Origin of the sequence: Aerosakkonema funiforme FACHB-1375, assembly GCF_014696265.1 — a bacterium.
Lineage (GTDB): Bacteria > Cyanobacteriota > Cyanobacteriia > Cyanobacteriales > Aerosakkonemataceae > Aerosakkonema > Aerosakkonema funiforme_A.
The window spans coordinates 36,632-58,640 of record NZ_JACJPW010000018.1 but is presented as its reverse complement, the minus strand read 5'-3'; the positions used below and the strand labels follow the sequence as shown (position 1 = coordinate 58,640).

At 43.8% G+C, this 22,009-nt stretch carries 25 protein-coding genes; 13 read left to right on the top strand and 12 right to left on the bottom strand.

Translation table 11 applies throughout. The features are described from left to right. The first annotated feature begins 193 nt into the window (after window positions 1-193). From H6G03_RS09330 to H6G03_RS09315, 4 genes are all read left to right on the top strand, one after another. Entirely contained in the window at window positions 194-1,624 is a 1,431-nt protein-coding gene (locus tag H6G03_RS09330; protein WP_190464050.1) for a WGR domain-containing protein, read from the top strand. A 213-nt stretch (window positions 1,625-1,837) separates the two neighbouring features. Next, window positions 1,838-2,425 (top strand): Uma2 family endonuclease, encoded by a 588-nt coding sequence (locus tag H6G03_RS09325; protein WP_190464049.1) that lies wholly within the window; start codon window positions 1,838-1,840, stop codon window positions 2,423-2,425. 167 nt (window positions 2,426-2,592) lie between these two features. Continuing rightward, on the top strand, window positions 2,593-2,898 hold the full coding sequence (locus H6G03_RS09320) for a DUF4926 domain-containing protein (protein WP_190464048.1): 306 nt from the start codon (window positions 2,593-2,595) through the stop codon (window positions 2,896-2,898). Between the two features lie 18 nt (window positions 2,899-2,916). After that, window positions 2,917-3,369 carry a DUF29 domain-containing protein gene (locus H6G03_RS09315; protein WP_190464047.1) on the top strand — a complete coding sequence of 151 codons (453 nt, stop codon included), beginning with the start codon at window positions 2,917-2,919 and terminating at the stop codon, window positions 3,367-3,369. 149 nt (window positions 3,370-3,518) lie between these two features. Here the strand turns inward: H6G03_RS09315 and H6G03_RS09310 are convergent, their stop codons facing one another. Both H6G03_RS09310 and H6G03_RS09305 read right to left on the bottom strand, forming a co-directional pair. Continuing rightward, window positions 3,519-3,920, bottom strand: coding sequence for a hypothetical protein (locus tag H6G03_RS09310; protein ID WP_190464046.1), 402 nt, complete (start codon window positions 3,918-3,920; stop codon window positions 3,519-3,521). Between the two features lie 33 nt (window positions 3,921-3,953). Beyond that, a complete protein-coding gene (locus H6G03_RS09305; protein WP_190464045.1) occupies window positions 3,954-4,457 on the bottom strand; it encodes a DUF6232 family protein in 504 nt (167 codons plus the stop codon). A gap of 283 nt (window positions 4,458-4,740) precedes the next feature. Here H6G03_RS09305 and H6G03_RS09300 point away from each other — a divergent pair, with 283 nt between their 5' ends. From H6G03_RS09300 to H6G03_RS09285, 4 genes are all read left to right on the top strand, one after another. Then, on the top strand, window positions 4,741-6,123 hold the full coding sequence (locus H6G03_RS09300) for an AAA family ATPase (protein WP_190464044.1): 1,383 nt from the start codon (window positions 4,741-4,743) through the stop codon (window positions 6,121-6,123). An 88-nt stretch (window positions 6,124-6,211) separates the two neighbouring features. Next, window positions 6,212-6,898, top strand: coding sequence for a Uma2 family endonuclease (locus tag H6G03_RS09295; RefSeq protein ID WP_190464043.1), 687 nt, complete (start codon window positions 6,212-6,214; stop codon window positions 6,896-6,898). A gap of 44 nt (window positions 6,899-6,942) precedes the next feature. Next, complete coding sequence (locus H6G03_RS09290) at window positions 6,943-7,164, top strand: type II toxin-antitoxin system HicA family toxin (RefSeq protein ID WP_190464042.1); 222 nt, start codon at window positions 6,943-6,945, stop codon at window positions 7,162-7,164. Next, window positions 7,164-7,370: a type II toxin-antitoxin system HicB family antitoxin gene (locus H6G03_RS09285; protein WP_190464041.1), complete on the top strand. Its 207-nt coding sequence runs from the start codon at window positions 7,164-7,166 to the stop codon at window positions 7,368-7,370. Before H6G03_RS09290 ends, H6G03_RS09285 begins: the two co-directional genes overlap by 1 nt. Here H6G03_RS09285 and H6G03_RS09280 read toward each other — a convergent pair. From H6G03_RS09280 to H6G03_RS09255, 6 genes are all read right to left on the bottom strand, one after another. Beyond that, window positions 7,356-7,544, bottom strand: a complete 189-nt coding sequence (locus H6G03_RS09280; protein WP_190464040.1) for a hypothetical protein — start codon at window positions 7,542-7,544, stop codon at window positions 7,356-7,358. The two genes, H6G03_RS09285 and H6G03_RS09280, sit on opposite strands and share 15 nt — an antisense overlap. A gap of 27 nt (window positions 7,545-7,571) precedes the next feature. Beyond that, window positions 7,572-9,410 carry a vWA domain-containing protein gene (locus H6G03_RS09275; RefSeq protein WP_190464039.1) on the bottom strand — a complete coding sequence of 613 codons (1,839 nt, stop codon included), beginning with the start codon at window positions 9,408-9,410 and terminating at the stop codon, window positions 7,572-7,574. A gap of 238 nt (window positions 9,411-9,648) precedes the next feature. Further along, entirely contained in the window at window positions 9,649-11,493 is a 1,845-nt protein-coding gene (locus H6G03_RS09270; protein ID WP_242056859.1) for an adenylate/guanylate cyclase domain-containing protein, read from the bottom strand. A gap of 6 nt (window positions 11,494-11,499) precedes the next feature. Then, on the bottom strand, window positions 11,500-11,862 hold the full coding sequence (locus H6G03_RS09265) for a slr1659 superfamily regulator (protein WP_199315223.1): 363 nt from the start codon (window positions 11,860-11,862) through the stop codon (window positions 11,500-11,502). Between the two features lie 97 nt (window positions 11,863-11,959). Continuing rightward, a complete protein-coding gene (locus H6G03_RS09260) occupies window positions 11,960-12,550 on the bottom strand; it encodes a slr1658 superfamily regulator (RefSeq protein WP_190464038.1) in 591 nt (196 codons plus the stop codon). 287 nt (window positions 12,551-12,837) lie between these two features. Next, on the bottom strand, window positions 12,838-13,035 hold the full coding sequence (locus tag H6G03_RS09255; protein WP_190464037.1) for a hypothetical protein: 198 nt from the start codon (window positions 13,033-13,035) through the stop codon (window positions 12,838-12,840). 209 nt (window positions 13,036-13,244) lie between these two features. On the opposite strand from H6G03_RS09255, the gene H6G03_RS09250 reads away from it, so the two are divergent. Both H6G03_RS09250 and H6G03_RS09245 read left to right on the top strand, forming a co-directional pair. Continuing rightward, complete coding sequence (locus tag H6G03_RS09250; protein WP_190464036.1) at window positions 13,245-13,418, top strand: hypothetical protein; 174 nt, start codon at window positions 13,245-13,247, stop codon at window positions 13,416-13,418. Window positions 13,419-13,444: 26 nt separating this feature from the next. Further along, on the top strand, window positions 13,445-13,942 hold the full coding sequence (locus H6G03_RS09245; protein ID WP_190464035.1) for a hypothetical protein: 498 nt from the start codon (window positions 13,445-13,447) through the stop codon (window positions 13,940-13,942). 112 nt (window positions 13,943-14,054) lie between these two features. On the opposite strand, the gene H6G03_RS09240 is transcribed toward H6G03_RS09245, so the two are convergent. Both H6G03_RS09240 and H6G03_RS09235 read right to left on the bottom strand, forming a co-directional pair. Then, window positions 14,055-15,026: an exo-alpha-sialidase gene (locus H6G03_RS09240; protein WP_190464034.1), complete on the bottom strand. Its 972-nt coding sequence runs from the start codon at window positions 15,024-15,026 to the stop codon at window positions 14,055-14,057. A gap of 35 nt (window positions 15,027-15,061) precedes the next feature. Then, on the bottom strand, window positions 15,062-15,274 hold the full coding sequence (locus H6G03_RS09235; RefSeq protein ID WP_190464033.1) for a hypothetical protein: 213 nt from the start codon (window positions 15,272-15,274) through the stop codon (window positions 15,062-15,064). A 73-nt stretch (window positions 15,275-15,347) separates the two neighbouring features. Here H6G03_RS09235 and H6G03_RS09230 point away from each other — a divergent pair, with 73 nt between their 5' ends. Together H6G03_RS09230 and H6G03_RS09225 are read left to right on the top strand one after the other, a co-directional pair. Further along, on the top strand, window positions 15,348-16,406 hold the full coding sequence (locus H6G03_RS09230; RefSeq protein ID WP_190464032.1) for a hypothetical protein: 1,059 nt from the start codon (window positions 15,348-15,350) through the stop codon (window positions 16,404-16,406). A 189-nt stretch (window positions 16,407-16,595) separates the two neighbouring features. Beyond that, window positions 16,596-16,982: a hypothetical protein gene (locus tag H6G03_RS09225; RefSeq protein WP_190464031.1), complete on the top strand. Its 387-nt coding sequence runs from the start codon at window positions 16,596-16,598 to the stop codon at window positions 16,980-16,982. A gap of 157 nt (window positions 16,983-17,139) precedes the next feature. Here the strand turns inward: H6G03_RS09225 and H6G03_RS09220 are convergent, their stop codons facing one another. Further along, window positions 17,140-17,349 carry a hypothetical protein gene (locus H6G03_RS09220; protein WP_190464030.1) on the bottom strand — a complete coding sequence of 70 codons (210 nt, stop codon included), beginning with the start codon at window positions 17,347-17,349 and terminating at the stop codon, window positions 17,140-17,142. Between the two features lie 72 nt (window positions 17,350-17,421). On the opposite strand from H6G03_RS09220, the gene H6G03_RS09215 reads away from it, so the two are divergent. Next, entirely contained in the window at window positions 17,422-18,093 is a 672-nt protein-coding gene (locus H6G03_RS09215) for an SH3 domain-containing protein (protein WP_190464029.1), read from the top strand. 62 nt (window positions 18,094-18,155) lie between these two features. Here the strand turns inward: H6G03_RS09215 and H6G03_RS09210 are convergent, their stop codons facing one another. Next, window positions 18,156-22,007 (bottom strand): CHAT domain-containing protein, encoded by a 3,852-nt coding sequence (locus tag H6G03_RS09210; protein WP_190464028.1) that lies wholly within the window; start codon window positions 22,005-22,007, stop codon window positions 18,156-18,158. Window positions 22,008-22,009: the final 2 nt, after the last annotated feature.

Sequence of the window (22,009 nt, the reverse complement as noted above, 5' to 3'; positions counted from 1 at the left end):
TCTCTCCGGTAACAAAACTTAATAGTTAAGCTCGCTAAAATTGGTTGAGTGAGGGAATTGCTGCTGTGCTGAGCTATTCCCGATCGCACATATCCCCATCATAACCGATTTAGTTACAAATCTCAACCTTTGAATGCACAATCCCTCTTGAGAGGTAAATTAATATCAAACAAGAGAAAACAGGAGCAAAAAAATGGCTGAAGAAAAAACATATTTAGAGTTATCCGAATCCGATGGCGTTTCCCATAAATTTTACGAAGTTATTATCAAAGATACGGAAGTTTCCATTCGCTACGGTCGGATTGGCGACAAAGGTCAGACTCAGGTGAAAACCTATCCGACAGCGGAAAAAGCAAAAGCGGAAGCGACGAAAAAGATTAACGAAAAACTGAAGAAAGGTTACGAACAAGCGGTCATGGGTGTGCGCCAGAAACGTGCCGTGACTCGAAGGGAAATCAAGAGCGATCGATCCACCGCTTCCCCATCTCCAGTACTGTGGAAATTCGCCTCCGGTTCTGCCGCTTTTGGTATCTTTATTGACAAAAATCGCTGTTGGGTTGGCAATCAAGCAGGTCAAATATTTGCTCTTAACAATACAGGTCAAGTAATCAATCAATTGCGATTACCTGACGGCGTGAAATGTATCGTCGCCGATGAAGGCTGGCTTTATGCGGGATGCGATGATGGCAAAGTCTACGATTTGACAGGAAAAATTCCCCGCATCGCCTATGAAATTGCCGATAATGTAGATATTTTCTGGCTAGATATTAAAGATGCAATCCTGGGAGTTTCCGATCTCGAAGGGAACATCACAACTATCAATCACGAAGACGAATCCCAGTGGACGAAAAAGAGTAGCGGTAAATATGGTTGGATGGTACGTTGCGACGAGATTGGCGTCTATCACGGACACAGTGAAGGCGTGACGATGTACGATTGGGAAGATGGCAAAAAAATTTGGCATCAAAAAACACGCGGCGAAGTGCTATTTGGTTGGCAAGAAGAAGCAATGGTTTATGCCAGTACCAGCCAAAATTTAGTTTGTGCTTTTACTAAGAAAGGCGAAGCTAAAACAATTTACCATTGCGATGCAGCCGTATATTCTTGCGCCACTGCTGAAGACGGGAAATATGTATTTGCAGGCGATAATTGTTCGTCGATTTATTGCTTTAACGAAAAAGGCGATCGACTCTGGAAACTAGCCACAGGCTGCGGTTCCGCCTTCTCCATGCAATTTTTAGACGATCGGCTTTACATCGTCACCACCGACGGTTCGCTTGCTTGCATCGACGCCAGCGAATCTGCAATTAATGCCGCACAAGCGGGTACACTTCCTCAAACAGTTAATATTAAAGCACCAGCCGCCATTCCAGCCGCCATTCCTTCCAACACTTTGGAAACTACCTCAAACACAACTCAAGGAGTAATTGTCGAGTGTTTCAAAGAAGGAAGTAACTTGAGAATTCGCGTTGTTTCTCCCGGTTATAACTCCAACTGGAAAGTGCAATTTCCTAAAGACATTCGCCAAGAAGGTGCGCGTTATTTGGTGGAAGAGGTGCGCGAATCATCTCGCGGTGGTTTTTATCGCGCTTTTGGGGATATTAAGAAGTTAGTTACTCGTTGAGATTGAGGATTCTTTTTTCAACGCAGAGGTACGCTAAGGTTAGCGCAGAGGTACGCAGAGGAAAAGAAAAACTTGGCGTTACTTTGCGTTGACCTTTGCGTCCTTTGCGTTTAAAATAGTACCAAGATGCAGTTTGGTGATGCGAGATTACTCTACATTACCTAAATTAACTACTAAAAATGCTGTCATTAGTACCTTACACCTTACCTAATTATGACTACCGTTACGCCAAAAAAATTTACTTTAGATGAATATCACCGTTTGGAGGAACTGGGTTTTTTCAGTCCCGACGAACGAGTTGAACTGATTCGGGGAGAAATTATCCAGATGCCTACTAAAAAAACGCCGCACTCTGTCTGCAATACTCTTTTAGTTCAGGAATTAATTATACTGTTGGGTAGGCGTGCGATCGTGCGCGGACAAGAACCAATTATCCTCCCTGCTGACAGCGAACCTCAACCTGATGTTGTCATTGCAAATAATAGTCCTGACAATTATATATCTTCTCACCCGTATCCGGAGGATGTGTTGCTGGTAATCGAAATTTCTGATTCTACTTTGAGTTACGATCGCACAACAAAATTATCTCTCTACGCCGAAGATGGAATTTATCATTACTGGATATTTAACCTAGTAGATAATTGCTTGGAAATTTATAACGAACCATATCAGGATATGCAAGGCAAGTTCAGTTATCGCCTGAGACGAATTGCCTTGCCGAATGAAACAGTCACCCTTCCAGGATTTCCCGATTTATCTCTTAACTTGTCCTCAGTCTTTCCCAGACAGTCGGACGCATAAAGTTATCGAAAAATTGCGCGATATCATCGCATTTCGCGATCTGAACTTTTGCGAAGATGCTCAAGGAATTCCGGGTAATTTTCTAAACTGTATGGATTATTTAGGTCAAGAAAACCCTCGTTTTGTTACCGCTCGACCATTTTTAGAAAATAAGGATCGATCGTAATATGCTGAAAGAGCTAGATGTAATTACTTTAACCCGCGATCTTGAAGAACACGGATTGAAAAAGGGCGCTAAGGGAGCGATCGTTCATTGTTATGATGATGAACAGGCGTTTGAGATAGAGTTTGTCAGCGATACGGGAGAAACACTAGCTTTATTAACTTTGGAAAGAGCGGATATTCAATTAGAGCGAGAAATAATTAGAGGGCTAGTTTTAGAGCTTCTTGATGCTTTACCCGCCGATTTATTGGCAGAAGTGCGAGATTTTGCTGAATTTTTGCAGCACAAGCGTCAAAGAAAAGTGAGTTAAAGGTTGGTGGGAGTTATTATGAGTACTACCGATTTAAAGAATCTGTACGAAGTTGATGATTATCAATGGCTAGAAGAAACAGTGAAATTGCTAAAAAAGCAGCGATTTGAAGACCTGGATTTAGATAACTTAATTGAGGAGTTAGAGGATTTGGGCAAGGAAAAGAAAAATGCGGTAGCCAGCCTTTTAGAACAGGTTATCCGTCATTTATTATTACTGCAATATTGGACGAGTGAATCTGAGTATAATGCAGTCCATTGGCAAGAAGAAATCTATAATTTCCGAATTCAGTTGAGACGAAGGATTACTACCAATCTCCGTAATTATTTGGAGTCGGAATTGAATTCTATCTATAAAGATGCGTTAGGTTTTGTGAAAATTAAAACCCAAAATTCCGTCAGTTTACCCCCAGAGTGTCCTTACTCGCTTGACCAAATACTTGATATTGAGTGGTTGCCCTCGTTAAGTTAAATCTAAAAACACAATTATGCTAAAATGGTAGCGAACGCTTGTTAAGAAAAAACAGGCGTATATCACGCCACGCGCACGCTACCATTTGGGTAAAAGAAGAGGATAATCTCTGCTGTTATGTTACAGAAACTGCTTACCAAGATGCTTCTTTATACTGCTCCCAACCCAAACAATTTAATAATCAAATCTGATACTTTATTGAATTCTTCTACAAACTTAGCAGCTACTGGTAACACAGAAAACATTGTTTTGAGAGCAGAATTGGCGTCTTGAGCCTGTTTCTTTTTTTCTCCTCCATCGGGATTGTTAACAGCATCTTCAATTAGTTTTACTTGTGCTAAAACTTTCTCTTTTTGGTCTTTAGTCAAGTTTGACTCTGCCTCAATACTCGCTTTAAGTTTGGAAATAGAAGATTCGATTTCAGCCTTATCTTCTTTTGGTAATGCAGATTCTTGTTTATGGTATACGATACTACTTTGATGGACATCCCCACCTGTGAAATTACCTTCAAAGCTTCCTCCGATACTGTTTTGTATTGATTCGTTTCCCATAAATTCCTCCCATTTTGCTTTTTGTCTAGTTGTTTAACGATAAGTTGAAGTAGTGCCAGAAGCGTCTCCTCCAATGTAATTACCCGTAACATTTCCTCCAACTATATTCACTACGTAACCACCTAATTTATTATTTTCCATGTAGTTACACAGGTCTTCAACTACAATTTTTAAACCTCTCACATCCGTAGTCACAAATACTTTCATGTGTCCTGAATTCAAATATAGTCCTAGACCATACCGTTGTGGCTGAGTAATGTTGTATATAACTCCAGCAATCGCTCCTAAAACCAGTAATCCGCCTACTAGGCTAATATTTGGAAGACTGCCGAGAACCAATCCTATGATAAACAAAATAAAAAGCGAGCCCAGAGGGATTTTAATTGTATCCACTTTGGCTATGCCAAAACCTGTGACGTTATGAAATTGAAAAACATTAGAACCAAACTGAACTGTCTTGGCTGTGAGCTTTATTGTCCCACCTTCCAGGATTTCAGTATATCTATCACCGGGGATGATTTGTTTATTTTCAGCCATTGTTACGTTCTGTCAATTTTTCTTAATTAACTTAAAAAGTATTTGCAAAGGTTAGGTTTCGTTACTTAAACGAAGCAGGTCTACACTAGCGTGTGGGTCATTTGGGTTGTCCTCATCCTTGGTTGTACAAGTTTGTTGCCATTCTTAAATATGATAAGCTCGCTGTTATTGTGCAGTAATTTGGCTAACTGCATCAGGAAAAGTCGAATTTTGTCATCTAAATTGTGAGATAATGTCATAAAAAATCAGATAAAATACACCAAAACCAGCAGATACAGTACCTATGGAGCTTAAGGAAATCTTAAGATTTGCCGACGATCTAGTCTTTGCCAAGACGGGAAAACACTTGGACGACCTGCAACAGGCTATCTTAAGGGAAACGTTCCAAGGTCAGAAATATGCCAAAATTGCACAAGAACGGAATTGCAGTGAAGGTTACATTAGGAGTGTTGCTTCTGAACTATGGAAAATTTTTTCAGATGTCTTAAAAGAAGATGTCACAAAAACGAATGTTAAATCCATATTAGAGAGAGCAAGGTTTTATAATTTTTCACAAACTATAGCTAGCGATAATGCAACAGTTAATAACTTCAATATTTGTTCAAAAAAATCCCAACTTCCACAAGTCACGCAACAACCGCAACAAACCCCAACCCGATCGCACATCGACTTAGGCGACGCACCGGAAATCTTCAGCTTCTACGATCGCACCCACGAACTCGCCACCCTGGAAAACTGGATAGTGCGCGATCGCGATCGTCTCATCGCACTTCTAGGGATCGGCGGAATTGGCAAAACTACCCTCGCACTGCAACTCATAGAACAAATCAAAACCAATTTTGATTACCTGATCTACCGCAGTCTCCGCTTTTCGCCAACGCCAGATGCAATCCTCACCAATCTGCTGCAAATCTTCTCCCAGGAAGGAGAAATACCGCAGGCGATCGAAGCGCAACTTTCCCAACTCATCAACTACCTACGCAAGTATCGCTGTTTGATTGTCCTCGATGACCTACAAATGCTTTTCAGCAGCGGACAACTCGCAGGTCAATATAAATCTGGATATGAAGATTATCACCTATTATTTAAACAAATAGCCGAAGTTTGTCATCAAAGTTGCATACTATTAATAAGTTGGGAAAAATCTAGAGAAGTCGCTAAACTGGAAAGAGTAAATAATTATGTGCATTCCTTCCTATTGGGTAGCTTAGGCGTAGCAGCTAAACAAATTCTCAGACAGCATAATTTATCAGATGAAGAGAGTTGGGAAACTTTGATTAATGCTTATCAAGGAAATCCTCTCTGGTTAGAGTTCACCGCCACCACGATCCAAGAGTTATTTAGAGGTAATGTTTCTGAATTCTTAGAATGCAACGAATGCGACGCGCCGATATTGTGCGAATCCTTGCAAGCGCAGTTAGACCGACAATTTCAGCGACTAACTCCGCAGGAACAAGCAGTTACGATCCAACTTGCCAATCAAACAGAACCCGTTTCTTTACCGCAAATTCGCAAGACAGTAGAATTATCGACTTCAGATTTATTGAATGCGATGCAATCTTTGGGAAGGCGGTTTTTGTTGGATGCAAAAGAACAGGGTAAGACAAGTTTTTTTACTCTCAATCCTGTGCTGCAACAATATGTAAAAAATAGATTTTCTCATTAAACAATATTTTTGCGATATCAAGTTCCAAATCTTACTTATCTTTGCTACAATTGGCAGTATCTAGCACAGTGCGATCGAATCAAAAACTATGATATCTTCTGGCGCGATTTCCCCTCCTTTAACCATTCCTCCTTTAGAAAATGGCGACAAGCTCACCCGCGCTGAATTTGAGCGTCGCTATGAAGCAATGCCGGAAGTAAAAAAAGCTGAATTGATTGAAGGAATGGTTTATATGGCATCTCCTGTACGAGCAAAAAATCATGGTAAACCCCATTCTCGTATTATGACCTGGTTAGGAACCTACGAAGTAGCTACGCCTGGAGTGGAAACACTCGATAACACAACGGTGCGTCTGGATGCCGATAACGAACCGCAACCGGATGCTTTATTGAGGATAGAAAAGGGTGGACAATCGCGCATCAGCGACGATGATTATGTGGAAGGTGCGCCGGAATTAATAGTAGAAATTGCGGCTTCTACTGCGTCTCTCGATTTGCATGAAAAAATGAAAGTATATCGTCGCAATGGAGTACAAGAATATTTAGTTTGGCGAGTTTACGATCGCCAATTCGATTGGTTTAGATTAAATGCCGGAGAATATATTCAAGTTGAGCCAAATGCTGATGGTGTAATTTGCTCTCAAGTCTTTCCTGGGTTGTGGTTGGATAAAGCAGCTTTATTAGCTGGAAATTTAGCCAAGGTTTTAGAAATATTGCAGCAGGGTTTAGCAAGTCAGTCACATCAAGATTTTGTGCAAAGACTGGCTAATGATTAAGTACCCCACTTCAAGTTTTATTGAAAAAAGTCTTATGATGGCAAATGCCTAAAAAAGTTAGAGAATTGAAACAGATGTTGCAGAAAGCAGGATTTACGCTTTTGCCCAAACGTGGAAAAGGCAGTCATTCTTACTGGATTCACCCGCTTCTGCCAAATCCTGTAGTCCTCTCTGGAAAAGATGGCAAAGATGCAAAGCCTTACCAGGAGAAAGATGTAATAGAAGCATTGGAAGAACTAGAGCAGTTAAAGCAAGGTGATGAATAATGAAATATAGCATTTTGATTCAGTGGTCTGAGAAAGATCGAGTGTATGTTGCTAGTTTGCCAGAGTGGGGGAAATACGCTCGTACTCACGGTGAAACATACGAAGAAGCACTTGAGAACGCCAAGGAAGTTTTAGAAGATTTGGTGTATGGTTATGAGCAAATGGGTAAGCCTCTACCAGAGCCACAGACACTACAGGTAGCCTAAAAAGTAGTCCGGGGGTTTAATATCGTGTCCGGTAGCATCGTTAGCGTAAGAATGATGTTGAGGATTGTCTGCACAGAATCGTTGGTTAAAATTTAACCACAGATGAAAACAGATAAACACAGATGAACACAGATGTAAGCGCAAATTTTTGCCACTACCGATGCAACCGAACATGATATAAACCCCTGGTGGTTTTGTTATCTATTGCACTAATCGTTTAATCTTCCCATAAGCAACATAAGACCCCCCGTTTTTCGCTTCTTCCACTTCATCAACTACATAGAGAACATTTTCTTCGCGAATGTCGCGGGGAAAGCGGATATTCCAATTAGGATTGTACCCATCGGAAACAACTCTCGCTCTCAATTTGCTACCTTCTTTCACGCACTGCACTAGCACTCCATCGCCTATACTATCTGTGGTTTCCAAGTCAGCAGCAGAAGTGGGTGCGTTGAGTTTTTGTCGTTTGGGTGTTTTGGCAGTAGATGTGTTATATTGAGAGGCGGCGCGTTCTTCTCCGGGTTTAACTAAGCGGCGAATATTACCGGAAGCGCGATAAAAACTTCCGTCAGCAGATAAATTGATTTCATCAACAATGTAGGTAACTCCTTCTTCGCGAATGTTGCGGGGAAATTGCACGTTGAAATCTTGATTGTATCCATCAGAAATAACGCGAATTCTCAATTTGCCGCTTTCGCGGAAGCACTGCACCAAAACGCCTTGATCGACGCTGGAAACTGCCTGTAAGCTGCTGGCAGATCCGGCAAGTCCGCGCAATTTCAGATCGCCGCGATCGCGTGTCAGCGCCTGATAAGATTGATCGCGCATTTCTTTGCGAATCGTATTATCAAATCTTCTGTTTTCTATGCTTTGCGCGTAATGATCTAGCTGATCTATTTCTTCGGCAACTTCAAAGGTTTCGTGCAATGATTTGAGTTTCAAATCTTCGATTGTTTTGCGAAGCTTTTGCGATGCTGTGGTATAATCTCCTTTATCGGCGAGTGCGATCGCTTCATCTTTCACTTTGGCAATCTTCAATTTACTCGCTTGCTCAACTACCGCTGCATCCGGCTGCACGCTGTTGGCTTCCTCAGCAGTTCCAACTGTTATATTAATGGGTATTTCGTCGCTAACTTCTTGGATATTCCCATCTACAACTGTTTGATATTTGTAGGAAACTGTAACAACTTTCTGCACGCCGATATCTGAAAATGGAGCGAGGGAAAGTTCTACCGCTAAAGGTTTATTTTCTACTCCGTAAACATCCCCAAGAAAAACTTCAATCTTTTTGTCTGAAAAGGTAGAACGGTACTTATTAATAATCGCCGTACTCTGTACTGCTGTTTCCAGTTGCAGCATTACCGTAAGATTTTGCGCTACAACAGAAGTGAGGCTTTCCAGTTCGATTCGGAATACATCGGTAGCATCGTCAGGCGATTGGATGAAATAGAAATTTCCCCCGGCTGCATTTGCCATACCGATGAGTAAATCTTCATTAAATCCGTTGCCAAATCCTAAAGTTGTTGTAATTATTCCTTGTTCGGCTTGTTGCCTAGCATGATTAATCAAAGTAGGAGAATCGCTAATCCCCACATTCGCCAAACCGTCAGTTAATAGCAAAACGCGATTGATTTTTTCTGTAGATTGACGGGACTTTACCAGATCGCAAGCCATTAGCCAACCGCCATGCAAATTCGTACATCCACCAGCTTTGATTTTGCCGATTTGTGTACGAATAGTAGCTTTTTGTTCGACGCGCTGTGGTTGTATAATTGTCTCAGCGTTATCATCGTAAATAACGACAGAAAGAATATCGTCTGGTGCGAGACGATCGACAACATTTTGAGCTGCTTGAATCGCGTATCGGAGCGACTGTCCCGCCATCGAACTGGAGCGATCGATCGCCAAACTGAGATTGAGCGGACGACGCGGTGCTTGGTTTTGCGTTTCATCTTCAGAACCGAAGTTAATAATTAAGTCTAGAACAGACGGACTATTGACTGCGATTAGAGAGTTACTCAGCGAGTAATTTGCTTTCATTTCCAGCGTCCTCTAGTGGAAAATACTCTTGGCTAATTTTTGGCTATTGTGCGCCAATTTACTCGATGTTTGCCCTTAACTGCCACTAATTTAACAAATTTATATATAATGATTCGGTGTAGACAATCCTTAACATCATTCATGTACTATCGATGCAAACGGACTTTTTGATTAGGGAAAAATTCACGCGGCGCAATGTACAATTAACTATCAACAATGAATAATTAATCTGTAAAAATCACTCGTTTGTAACGGAGGTCGATCGAAAGTCTCTCGCCTTTTTGTGACCGAGCAACCAGTAAGTATTCATCAATCCCTTCCCCTTGATGGAAATAGTACCGCGTTCCTGAAAGCGGTAGTTTTTCTGGAGATGTTCGTAAACTGTTTGACTGACTTGAATTTGTCCGGGTTCTCCTTGAGATTCCATACGACTGGCAACATTGACCGTATCTCCCCACAGGTCGTAAATGGGTTTGCGTCTACCGATGACTCCAGCTACCACAGCGCCGGTATGAATGCCAATTCGCAGCGCAATAGGTTGGTTGCCTGGTGTACGGAATTGGAGGATTTCTTGCTGCATATCCAATGCCATATCAGCAATGGCAACGATATGATCTGGTCTGGGTTTGGGTAATCCGCCTACCACCATGTAAGCATCCCCAATAGTTTTGATTTTTTCCACACCATGTCGGTCTGCCAATAAGTCGAACGCAGAGAAAATATCATTTAGTAACTTTACCAGTTCTTTTGGAGATACCTCGGAAGAGAGTTGGGTGAAGTTGGCAATATCGGCAAACAGAACTGTAACTTCAGCAAAGTTTTCTGCGATCGTCTTTTCTCCTCGTTTCAACCTTTCTGCAATCAATTGAGGTAATACGTTGAGCAACAACCGTTCCGAGAGAAACCTTTGCTGGCGCAATTCTGCTTCCGCCGCCTTGCGATCGCTAATATCGCGCACGCTTCCCTCATAGTGCAAAGAACCATCGCGATCGTAAATTGCGCGGACATCTTCTGATATCCAGATAGTGCTGCCATCTTTGCAGTAAACTTGTGACTCGAACCCGCTAAGCGAATCGAGTCCCTTCAAATAAGCAAGCAATTCCTCCCATCTCTGGGGTTGCACGTATAGTTGCTTACCAATATGTTTGACGCTGGCAATTAATTCCGCAGGAGATTCGTAACCGTACATCTTTGCCAATGCGGGATTCGCATTCAAATAGCGTCCGTCCCCACTCATTTGAAAGATCCCCTCGATCGCATTTTCAAAGATGCTGCGATATTTCTCCTCAGAAAGTCGCAGTTCCTGGGTGCGTTGTTCCACTATCTGTTCCAATTGCTGTGCCTGCTTTTGCAGTTTTTCTTGCGACTGACGCAAGGCAGATTCTGCTTCTTTGCGATCGCTGATATCGTATAGTGTTGTCAGCAAACTTGACACTTCCGCAAGACGCAAAGGATGCACGGAAGCCGATACCCAAAACAGGCTACCATCTTGTCTCTTCACCTGCATTTCGTAATCCCGTACATGGCCTTGCACTGACAGCAAATCGTTGATTTTTTGCTCGTCATCCGGATTGGCAAAAAATGCTTGCACCTTTGTTCCGATCAAAGTTTGCACATCGATTTTCAGCATCTCGCTGGAAGCTGTATTGGCATAGGAAATCATCCCATTCTGCTGCTGAGTCAAAATCATCAAAATAGATGTGGACTCGGAGATCGCCCGAAATAGCTCCTCGCTTTGGCGCATCGTTTCCACGGCTTGAGTATATAACTGATACTCCACTGCATCGCCGTGTTCTCTTGTCGTCTGAAGCATTATTTCCAGGTCAGCCTTATCTTGAGAAGCCGTTTCTAAAATTTCTTGTAACGTTGCTTGTGCCAGCTGGCGTTCGCCGATTTCTGCCTGCAACTTTTGGTTAGATTCGTGCAACTCGGCTTCTATGAGATCGCCATGTTCTATAGTCGTAAGCAGAGCAATTTCCAGATCGCTATTAGTTTGTTTTAGGTGAGCCACTTCTTGGCGGAGACGTTCTATCTCCGCTAAAAGTGCGGCTTCTCGATTGGTGATTTGCTCTGCGTTCATCATATCCCATCAAGCAAACTCCACTTTTAACCCAGGCATCAAGCGTTGGAGGTTCTTTAAGGATTTGGTCTGCCAAAGAATCTTTTCTGAACCTTGGAGAGCGAGATTTACGTTGCCTTTCTCCCGCACTTTAATCACAAACATAGATAGCATACTGATGCCGGAGCTATTGAGAAATTGCAGCTCGCGCAAGTTAATGGTGAAATTGGGAGATTTTTCGAGCGCACCTAGCAACAAATCCATGACAGGTTTATATTCTTCTATACCAGCCAATCGCAGGAAGCCCCGAAAAAACACTGTTGAGGTTTCCGGGTCGTGCCAGATATAATAGTCCTCGGTTTTGATTTCCACCAGTTCCGTACTCCTTGCCATAAAGAATTGTACCTACTACTCAACTTTCAATCCTAACTCTAATGGCATATTCGGATGCTCGCACCTGTCTGCCGATTAGAATTATAGATGGAAAAGTTTAGACAGCTAAACGTGCGATCGCGCTTACATGAATTATGTCTGGATACCGATCCACCTGCTCGAATTTCCAGCTCAAGCGGGCTGAATAATCGTTGATCGTGGTCAGCAAGCCCATATTGGATTCGCCGTTTCCCAGCGCGGTTTTTTCCAGTTGGCGGGTATAGAACTCATCCGGATCGGAATCGAGCAATTCCCGGATAAAGTCCTGATATTTTTCCACCCTTTCCCGGTTAGCATAATTTGTAACATTAAATATCAGTTCGTGTTCGTACAAATATAAAGTAATGCCGATCGGCAGATTGGCAGACTCATCGCTGTATTTAACTGCATTTTCCAAAAGCTCGTTGGCAATATAGCTGACAATTCCTTTGACGGTATCTTTGCGGTTGATTTTGCTGTCTTCAGTCGGCTCGCCCGGAAAAAAAGCTGCAAAGTAGTCGCCCAAGAAATCTGCCGATATACCGTTGTGTTGCCAGCGACGTTTGCGGGGAGCGGAATGCGGAGAAAAGTTGAGTGTGAGATACTCGTTGCTGGCAGGTATTTCTGCCAAAAATTCTCCAAATATCTGAACTTCAGAAGCTAAATTCATAAGTCTCTCTTACATTTAAATAGTGTCAGAAATTGCCACGATAAGAATGTATAATTTGATTGCTACCCTGTTGTTTTGCTAAATATAGTCTTTGGTCTGCGTTGTCTAATCAGCTACTAGGCGATCGCAGATAAGACAAAATAGTATAAGCTACCTCCATACTGAGCGTAACATGGGAACTAACGGCAGATCCGGGATGGGAGGTTTGCAGTTCGGCGATCGCCACTCTTTCTTTCCACTAGGTCGATCGCTTCCACCTCACCCGTTTCGGGCAGAATGCCGACAAACTAATCTCCCCGTGGTTTGGACACCGACTGAAGCGTTTTGGCAACTTCTTGCACATTGGTTGTGTAAAGTTGCCCTTCAACCAAATTGCCCCGTTCCGCCATTGCAGACAGCGTTAACCGCTCCTTCTGGCCCCGCAAACCTTCGACATCGGCCAGAAGTTTGGGATGCAACACTTCTAGCTCTTGACTTTGCACCATGTATATCTCCTGCTTAAAGCAAAAAACCATCATACAATGCTATTATATTACCGATTGCATCTATCTTAAGTAATAAATAATTCGATCGAATCCGCTCACTAGCAGCTATCGCCGCTCCACGGCGGAAATTTGTCTCCCTCGTCCTGAAAATTCCTATTTGGATGAGACATTAATTACGTGGCATTCCAGTCCCCAAATAAGCAGGGTATATGCAAACGAAAACCTGGATTCGACAAATTAGAAAAGCCAAAAAACAACCCATAATTGCTGCTTTATGGGCAAGCTTAACAATTGTTGGTTGTCAAGCCAGAAGCAGCAAGTCAGAATCCCGGAAAAAGCAGCGGAACTTTCCCTGTGAAGTAGAGGTCAATGCTTTCGGTTGAACGACCCCTATCATCAGGTGTAAGTTATGAAAAAAATCCTACTTGTTGCTGCCAGCTTATTAATGCTTTTAAATGCCAATCCTGCCGATGCCTGTAGTTGTCTTCCCGCTAACCCCAGACGAAGCTATCAACAAGCGAGAGCCGTTTTTGCTGGTAAAGTAACCGATATTGTTGTGCGTCAGCGTGCAGTCGATCGCCAACCAAATAACGACAACGAAGCCGATCGACTTTTTACAGAAGTGAAAGTTACATTTGAAGTTTCCAAAGTTTGGAAAGGTAGAATTAGCAGACAAGCTGTAGTAATGACATCTCGTTCTAGCGCCAGTTGCGGCTACAATTTTGAAAAAGGTAAAGAGTACCTCGTTTATGCTGGCAATGAAGACGCTGAATTGACAACCGGCTTATGCAGCGGTACCAAACCTCTTACTACGGCGCAAGCAGATTTATCGATATTGAGGAATGCAGGCACAACAAGAATAGAAAATCAGACTGGAGAGCGATCGCAAGAAGACCGAGGGCTCTAAAATCGATCTTTACATCACTACAGCTGGTGGCGATAATCGGGATGAAGAAGGTACGGGCGCGGGGGCAGTATTGAGTCTTAATTTGGGTATTCAAGGAGTGCCCGAATTTCTGTCAAGAATTAGCTTGTAGATTCGTATATATAGCAAGCGATCGCACATTCGGCAAATCTTTGGCCACCAATTGCCAACTTTCACCATCATCCGAACTGCTGAAAACCTTATCCCCACTTGCAGCCCAAATATCGCCAGCATTATCGATCGTTAACAGCACCATGCGATCGAACTGTTCTGGCAAACTCTCCTGCAACTGCACCCAGTTCTCACCGCCATCATAGCTGCGATATATCCCCACATTAGCACCCCTAGACCAAGTTGGAGGTGGCCCCGCCGCTGCTGCTGCGAACACCTTCTGCGGTTGCGTTGGCATCGTTACGCAAGAAACAGTATATTTGCGATCTAACCCATTCATCGAATATTGCCAGTGCAGTCCGCCATCACTGCTGCGATGAAAACCCTTGCCTGTCGTCGCATACAGCCTGAGACTGTTGAGAGTCGGAATCACCGTATGCACATCCCAATACAGTCCCTCGTTCAGACTTTTCCACGTCTGACACCCATCAATGCTGTGATAGATGCCGCCTTCTTCCACCGCGATGTACACACCGCCAGCTACCTGGGGGTCGGGAGAAATATAGCGGACGTGCGGAATGTGCGGCGGTGGAGGAAAAGTCCAAGTCTCGTATCCCGGAATTCCTCGAATCGATTCGACTTCCCTCCAACTTTCTCCGCCATCATCGCTGAGGTACAGCATAGCCGGGGAAACACCCAAATACAGTCGCCCAGACTTGGCGGGGTCAGCTGCAAACGACCAAACTTCTTCCTTAACGGGTTTTTCGTTAACTTTTTGCCAGTTATTCTGTTTGCTGCGTACCCAAATTGCACCCTCTCGCGAGAAAGCAAAGACAGTTGCACCAGCCGATGCTAAAAACGATACGGAAGGAGACCCCGCCTCCTCTCGGATATCGTGGGAACTGTTATCGAGTTGAAAAACTCCCCCTTCTGTACCGACCAGCACAACTGACATGAACGTTCTCCTGCAAGGTGGAAGGAATGGTTACTTTAGACATCTCCAAAAATTCTGGTGGGGTAGGCATCCTGCCTGCCTTTGAGATTCTTTTGGAGGAGATGTCTATTTATTAGGTTGCCATAAAAATCTGTTGCACAACGTCTCTCAAAAGAAGTAGGAGACTCGCTCACCGAACAACTAACAACTGACGACTGACAACTAACAACTGACAATTTTCCGTAAATAAATTCATCGACTTGTATCACTTGTTTGGGAATTGGGGATAACTATTTGCGAGTCCCCTTACCCCAACCGCGATCTATTTTATACTGCGTGACCATGAGTTTTGCCATATTTGACGAAGGTTATTACTTGGAAAAGAATCCAGATGTAGCGGTGGCTGTTAAAGCCGGAACTTTTCAGTCTGGTCTGCAACATTTTCAATTAGTTGGAATGCAAGAGGGACGAACTTCCGTTTCGCGATTCTGGAGCGAAGGCGGTTACTATGGCTCTGGTTTCTTGCCCAATAATTTCGATGTCTTGTCAAAGGTGATGCAGGGAGAGTTACCCTCTGCTTTGGCGCACTTTATCCAAACTGGCGAAGCAGAAGGTCGGGTAATATCGGACGCTTTCTACAATGAAAGGTTTTATTTGCAGCGCAATCCCGATGTTGCTAATGCCGTAGCGGCAGGAATTTTTGCTTCTGGTTTTTCCCATTTCATTCAAATCGGGAAAAATGAGGGTCGTCAGGCTTCGGCTTTCAACGAAGAAGTTTATTTAGCCTTCAATCCGGATGTAGCGGCAGCAGTTAGTTCTGGCGTTTTTAGTTCCGCCTTGGAACATTACACAAAGTCTGGCAGAAATGAGTCTCGTCCTGCCTTTTTAAGTGGCAGCAACGGCAATGACTATGTGAGTGCTTTTGACACGGGTAACTCTACAATTACCGGAGTTGCTATTGATGTAATTACTGGAGCGACTCCGGAAATTGTTCCTACCAGTTTGGGAGTTGGCGAAGTCGATACCTTGATTGGCTCTAATTCGGGTGTGAGCGATCGCTTTATTATCGGTGTCGGTCGCAGCGCCTCCAATCCCACCCCGTCAAAGTTTTACGTAGGTCAAGGAGATGCCGACTACGCATTAATCTCCCACTTCGATATTCTGGGCGGTGATGCTATTGTACCGGGTCTCGATCTAATCCAATTAGCAGGAAAACCGGAAGATTATGTCATCCAAACATCAAATGAAACATTTAAAACTAATATTTTTGCGATTGTTAGCGGGGGAAATACTCCTCAGTTAGATTTAGTCGCGGTTGTTGAGTCTCCCACTCTTTCAGTGCGGAGTGTAGATTCGGTAAATGAAACGTTTATTCTCAGCGCTCAAGCGCTGCTTTCCTAAGCGGTAAAGGGCTGTATTTAAGAAGCTGGCAGTTGGTGCGATCGCCACTCCAGCTTCTCCAAATTTTCCCTAAGTGCGTCTGAGGTAGTAGCAGCTTGTATTTAATCTTTCTCAAGGAACATTAGTTTTTGTGCGACCTTAATTAACATAACAGATGACAGACTGATTCAACATCAAAGGAATGCGATCGTGATTAACTTGCACAGAAGCTTTCAGCTAGTTTACCGCACAGCCACAACAGTACTCCTAGCTATCACTGTCTGGATGTTCGGTTTACCTGCTTTCTCCGCCTTAGCAATTTCATCCCCTACATCAGGCACACCTACCCATCTTACAGAAGGAGATTCTGACGTTGCCAGATCCAGGGAAATGCGAATCGATGCCATAGGAGAATGCAGACAGTATTTAGCTAATGGCGACAAAGATACCGTTGCTGAGTTAGATAGACCGTTAGATAAAAGAGGTTCTCATCAACTTGTCGGTGCTTTGAAAGTTACCGATAATCCCGAACCGACAGAAGCGGAAGTTGAATTTAAGCGTTGCCTGGAAGAAAAAGGAATTTCACCCAAACCATAGTGCTTGTTTGTAGGGTGCGTTAACGCAGTGTAACGCACCATTAGACATATCCTCCAAAAGAATCTCAAAGGGCAGGCAGGATGCCTACCCCACAAGAATTTTTGGAGATGTCTAATTATTTGTTGTTATGCAAAGATGCAAAATATCGTTTTGTGCGTTATTTTTGGCTTCTGAAATTGCATCTATAATCAATCCAATTGCGCCCCACCCTCTCAGCTGCATCAGGCGTCTCATAAGCCAGTTGCATCCCAAAAACTTTCCCTGTCGAGTTAGTCACCCGAAACTGCCACCCAGTACTATTGGTGTGGAAGACCAGCAGCAGGTATTCCTGCAAGACAACGATCTGGTGGATGCGTACAATAGGCATAAAACAGCTCGCTAAATCTTAAGTTTAGTTTAAGATTGTAACATTTCTTAAGATTCTGTAAAGGAAGGAAAAATGAGTTACACCGCTACTGTGAGAACTCAAGGCGACCCCTTGAATGTACGTTCTAGCGCCAACGGTTTAGTTGTCGATACAATTGCCAACGGTACGAAGGTATCGGTGACGGGCGACCCGGTAGCCGCTGGGGGAAGGAATTGGGTGCAGATTGGCACAAATCGTTGGGTCGCTTTAGAATTTCTTGTGAGGGAAACTTCAACTGATAACAATAACGATAATTCTCACTCGATAAAAGGAGCGAAAGTTGTCGCTACTCAGACGAACGAAACTATTGCCGGCGGGTTAAAAGTTTACCGCACCCAATTGATTGATAGTACGGGCAAAGTTGTGAATACAGTGCGGTGCGTTTCTGGGAGAGTCAGCAAACAAACGCCCGCTGATGTAGCAGGTTCTCAAACGCCTATTCCGTTTGGTGTTTATACATTCGATCGCCCAGGTGCTGTCGATAAAGCTTCTGGAGAATTTGGCGGTGTTTGGTCACCCGTTACACCTACTTTCAAGACAAATCGCAGCGGACTGGGAGTTCACTACGATCCGTCAGCATTTAAGAACAATTCCCAAACGGGAACTTCCGGTTGTTTGGCAACTCCAACTATTGAAGAAAGGGAAGTGATGAGTAACTTTATTCGTACTTACAAACCAACTCATTTAATCATTCAAAAGGGATAATTTTCAGGTACGTAGTTGCGCTTCAGCGCTCTTATTTGGCGCTAAAGCGCAACTACGTACCTTTATTTCAACTCATTTGTCTCTCCCTGACAAACCCAAGCACCCCAGAAAAATTTATGCTCGATCGGTCTAAACTCTTGACAAGATAGCCTACTTTCTGATAATATTTTTAATGTCAAAAGTTCATCGATTACCTCACAACCGAGAGGAAATTGTTGCAATTCTTCGATCGTAATTCTGCGAATATAATTTTGCGCTTCTTGTAACGCATCAACCCGTCTTAAACCGCGCTGCAAATTATCAAAAAATCGCTCCATCAGTAGCACGGTTGCTTTCGTGGGAACTGACCACAAACTCATTACCAAAGTTTTCGCTCCAGCGACGGCAAAAGCGCGACGTAAACCGAATACGCCTTCACCATTTTTGATATCGCCGATCGCAGTTTCGCAGGCAACTAAAATCGCGATTTCATTCTCCCATAAATCGATACCGATGATATCTTGGGCGAACAGAAAACCTTTGCCTGCTTCTGGCGGAAGTTTGCCACCTTTTAGCCAAGTTTCTGCACCCGCAAAGGCAAGTCCTGAACGCATCATCGGGTTTTCGATTTGGGTGTTGAGGCGATGTGTTTCTGAATTATTCGGGTTTATTTCCTTGATGATTTCCGGTAATTGCTTGGCGAAATTGCGTAACCAATTAGCGCTATTTTCGTTATCGTTGTCAGCTAGATCAGTGGCGACATCTGCCATAATTTCCAGCAATTTTTCATCTAGCAATTGAGGGTGTTTTTGTAAGATTTCTCGTTCCTCACCGTTGGCACAGTTAAGGAGTTGAACAATTAAATTAAGATAAGCTGGTTGATTTTCTTCGGCAAAGTAACCGTGAGTGGCAATCATCAACAAGCGGGGACATTTACTGCTAGTGAGAATAGGTTCTAAAGCTTCTTGTTGCAGATAGGGTTTAACGCCGAGTTTTTCGGCAACTCTTTTGCCTAAAAAGCCTGTTTCCGGTACGGGGTGAAAACTAGAACTTAAAGCTGATAAGTTTGTAGTAAGCGCTTTAGCGATTTGAGGACTGAAGTCCTCACTACTAACGGCTAAATTAAAATCAGGATCGGCGATAATCAAAGCATCCGAAACGGGGCGGTTTGTCGCTACTTTTCGCCGCAGGATATCTCGCCCGACACTCAGATAACTAATAGTGTATTCATCCATCAGCAACTTGTCCGTTTCTGGCATTGGTAATATCTGAAACGGCAGCAGGTTTAAGTCGCCATCGGGTGCAATGAAGAAATGTTCTTTAGAAACCCGGTTTTTCCAAAAAACCGGGTTTCTGGGCGGCGAATCTTCAGAAACCCGGTTTCTCCAAGAAACCGGGTTTCTTAACCCAACCAAGATCGGATCGAAAATTTGTTGACGCAGTTTTTCCCCGACAGTGACATTATCTGCATCGGGAGTTTGCGGTTTTTTTCTCGCGCCTAGCAAGTTACCAGGTTTTGCAGATGCTTCTCGAAAAACTCGAATTAACTTATCAATTGGTTCTGCTTCTCCTAATTTAATCATCTGCACCGCATCTGGTTGTTGGGCAGGTAAGATAAACGCTACATATTGGGCAGATTGCCATCGCGTTTTTTCTGGGGCAGTAAAATCAAATAGATTAAAGCGAACAAATTCCACTAAAGTAGAACCTGACGGCAATTCCAAAGCGACGGCGCGACGATCCGTTTCTTGTTCTTGCAGTTGAATTTCCGGGACTTGGGATGCCAGTTGCTTTTCTAATTGTTGGCATTGTGCTTCTAATTCGGCAAGCTTTTTTTGATGCGCTTTTCGCAGAGATTGGTATGTTTCTACGGAAACTTTTGGATCGGGGAGGGGTGGATCGAAGGTAAGATGAACGAGTTCTGCTTGGAGGCGGCGCAGTTGAGTAAATTCTTCTTGCAAGTGGGGATAGCGTCCGCTAAATAAAGCATAGTTGAAAGCAGCAAGGGCAGAAGCGCTGAGGGACTTGCGTTGCAGCACTACATCGAGGGCAATTTGCACTGCTTCTGGGGAGTCGCAAAGGTAGCGCCAGACGAGGGAGAGTAAAACTTCTAATGTTTTTCTGATCTTATCGAGATAGGTGAGGCGATCGCGTTCCGAACTGTAAGCAAACTGGCGGCGAATCATTCGCCCTTCCATTGCTGCTGCTTGCTGGATCAGTTCTAGCGCTTGCGTAGGGCGATCGGTGGCTGCTAAGAAGGTTGCCAAATTATTCAAACTTTTTGCTACATCGGGATGATCGCCCTTAAATAGGCGCTGCCTCATCGCCAGTGCTTGTTGGTACAGGGGTTCCGCTTCACTGTATTTGCCTTGGGATTGGAAAAGTAATGCCAAATTGTTCAAACTTTGTGCCACATCGGGATGATCGCCCTCAAATAGCTGCTGCCACATCGCCAGTGCTTGTTGGCACAGGGGTTCCGCTTCACTGTATCTGCCTTGGGATCTGTAAAGTTCCGCCAAATTGTTCAAACTGAGTGCCACATAGGGATGATCGCCCTTAAACAGGCGTTGTGTCATCACCAGTGCTTCTTGGTACAGGAGTTCCGCTTCACTGTATCTGCCTTGAGAATCGTAATGTGTTGCCAAATTGTTCAAACTGAGTGCCACATCGGGATAATCGCCCTCAAATAGGCGCTGCCAGATCGCCAGTGCTTGTTGGTGCAAAGGTTCCGCTTCACTGTATCTGCCTTGAGAATCGTAAAGTGTTGCCAAATTGTTCAAACTGAGTGCCACATCGGGATAATCGCCCTTAAATAGGCGTTGTGTCATCGCCAGTGCTTGTTGGTACAGAGGTTCCGCTTCACTGTATCTGCCTTGAGAATCGTAAAATACTGCCAAATTACTCAAACTTCGTGCTACATCGGGATGATCGCCCTCAAATAGGCGCTGCCAGATCGCCAGTGCTTGTTGGTACAGGGGTTCCGCTTCACTGTATCTGCCTTGGGATTGGAAAAGTAATGCCAAATTGTTCAAACTGAGTGCTACATCGGGATGATCGCCCTTAAATAGGCGTTGTGTCATCGCCAGTGCTTGTTGATACAGAGGTTCCGCTTCACTGTATCTGCCTTGGGATTTGTAAAGTACTGCCAAATTGTTTAAACTTTGTGCCACATCGGGATGATCGCCCTCAAATAGCTGCTGCCACATCGCCAGTGCTTCTTGGCACAGGGGTTCCGCTTCACTGTATCTCCCTTGGGATTTGTAAAGTACTGCCAAATTGTTTAAACTGAGCGCGACATCGGGATGATCGCCCTTAAACAAGTTCTGTTTCATCGCCAGTGCTTCTTGGTACAGGAGTTCCGCTTCACTGTATCTGCCTTGGGATTGGAAAAGTAATGCCAAATTGTTCAAACTGAGTGCCACATCGGGATGATCGCCCTCAAATAGGCGCTGCCAGATCGCCAGTGCTTGTTGGTACAGGGGTTCCGCTTCACTGTATCTGCCTTGGGATTTGTAAAGTTCCGCCAAATTGTTCAAACTTTGTGCCACATCGGGATGATCGCCCTTAAACAAGTTCTGTTTCATCGCCAGTGCTTGTTGGTACAGGGGGGCCGCTTCACTGTATCTGCCTTGGGAGTAGTAAAGTACTGCCAAATTGTTTAAACTTTGTGCCACATCGGGATGATCGCCCTTAAATAGGCGCTGTCTCATCGCCAGTGCTTGTTGGTACAGGGGTTCCGCTTCACTGTATCTGCCTTGGGATTTGTAAAGTACTGCCAAATTGTTTAAACTGAATGCTACATCGGGATGATCACCTTGATAAAGGGAAAATGCTAAATCTAAAACTTGTTCGGCAATTACTGCTGCCTCATAGAACTGACCTTGCTGATAAAGTGTAATCACCTGTTGATTTAGCTGTTCCCAAGATTCCATCATGT

Bases quoted from the DNA above. Each gene is read 5' to 3' on its own strand.
- H6G03_RS09255 (WP_190464037.1), bottom strand. From the start codon at position 13,035: ATGGTGCAAAGTCAAGAGCTAGAAGTGTTGCATCCCAAACTTCTGGCC.
- H6G03_RS09290 (WP_190464042.1), top strand. From the start codon at position 6,943: ATGCCTAAAAAAGTTAGAGAATTGAAACAGATGTTGCAGAAAGCAGGA.
- H6G03_RS09220 (WP_190464030.1), bottom strand. From the start codon at position 17,349: ATGCCTATTGTACGCATCCACCAGATCGTTGTCTTGCAGGAATACCTG.
- H6G03_RS09215 (WP_190464029.1), top strand. From the start codon at position 17,422: ATGAGTTACACCGCTACTGTGAGAACTCAAGGCGACCCCTTGAATGTA.
- H6G03_RS09330 (WP_190464050.1), top strand. From the start codon at position 194: ATGGCTGAAGAAAAAACATATTTAGAGTTATCCGAATCCGATGGCGTT.
- H6G03_RS09315 (WP_190464047.1), top strand. From the start codon at position 2,917: ATGAGTACTACCGATTTAAAGAATCTGTACGAAGTTGATGATTATCAA.
- H6G03_RS09275 (WP_190464039.1), bottom strand. From the start codon at position 9,410: ATGAAAGCAAATTACTCGCTGAGTAACTCTCTAATCGCAGTCAATAGT.
- H6G03_RS09320 (WP_190464048.1), top strand. From the start codon at position 2,593: ATGCTGAAAGAGCTAGATGTAATTACTTTAACCCGCGATCTTGAAGAA.
- H6G03_RS09240 (WP_190464034.1), bottom strand. From the start codon at position 15,026: ATGTCAGTTGTGCTGGTCGGTACAGAAGGGGGAGTTTTTCAACTCGAT.
- H6G03_RS09270 (WP_242056859.1), bottom strand. From the start codon at position 11,493: ATGATGAACGCAGAGCAAATCACCAATCGAGAAGCCGCACTTTTAGCG.
- H6G03_RS09285 (WP_190464041.1), top strand. From the start codon at position 7,164: ATGAAATATAGCATTTTGATTCAGTGGTCTGAGAAAGATCGAGTGTAT.
- H6G03_RS09210 (WP_190464028.1), bottom strand. From the start codon at position 22,007: ATGATGGAATCTTGGGAACAGCTAAATCAACAGGTGATTACACTTTAT.
- H6G03_RS09260 (WP_190464038.1), bottom strand. From the start codon at position 12,550: ATGAATTTAGCTTCTGAAGTTCAGATATTTGGAGAATTTTTGGCAGAA.
- H6G03_RS09265 (WP_199315223.1), bottom strand. From the start codon at position 11,862: ATGGCAAGGAGTACGGAACTGGTGGAAATCAAAACCGAGGACTATTAT.
- H6G03_RS09305 (WP_190464045.1), bottom strand. From the start codon at position 4,457: ATGGCTGAAAATAAACAAATCATCCCCGGTGATAGATATACTGAAATC.
- H6G03_RS09230 (WP_190464032.1), top strand. From the start codon at position 15,348: ATGAGTTTTGCCATATTTGACGAAGGTTATTACTTGGAAAAGAATCCA.
- H6G03_RS09245 (WP_190464035.1), top strand. From the start codon at position 13,445: ATGAAAAAAATCCTACTTGTTGCTGCCAGCTTATTAATGCTTTTAAAT.
- H6G03_RS09310 (WP_190464046.1), bottom strand. From the start codon at position 3,920: ATGGGAAACGAATCAATACAAAACAGTATCGGAGGAAGCTTTGAAGGT.
- H6G03_RS09325 (WP_190464049.1), top strand. From the start codon at position 1,838: ATGACTACCGTTACGCCAAAAAAATTTACTTTAGATGAATATCACCGT.
- H6G03_RS09280 (WP_190464040.1), bottom strand. From the start codon at position 7,544: ATGTTCGGTTGCATCGGTAGTGGCAAAAATTTGCGCTTACATCTGTGT.
- H6G03_RS09250 (WP_190464036.1), top strand. From the start codon at position 13,245: ATGCAAACGAAAACCTGGATTCGACAAATTAGAAAAGCCAAAAAACAA.
- H6G03_RS09300 (WP_190464044.1), top strand. From the start codon at position 4,741: ATGGAGCTTAAGGAAATCTTAAGATTTGCCGACGATCTAGTCTTTGCC.
- H6G03_RS09295 (WP_190464043.1), top strand. From the start codon at position 6,212: ATGATATCTTCTGGCGCGATTTCCCCTCCTTTAACCATTCCTCCTTTA.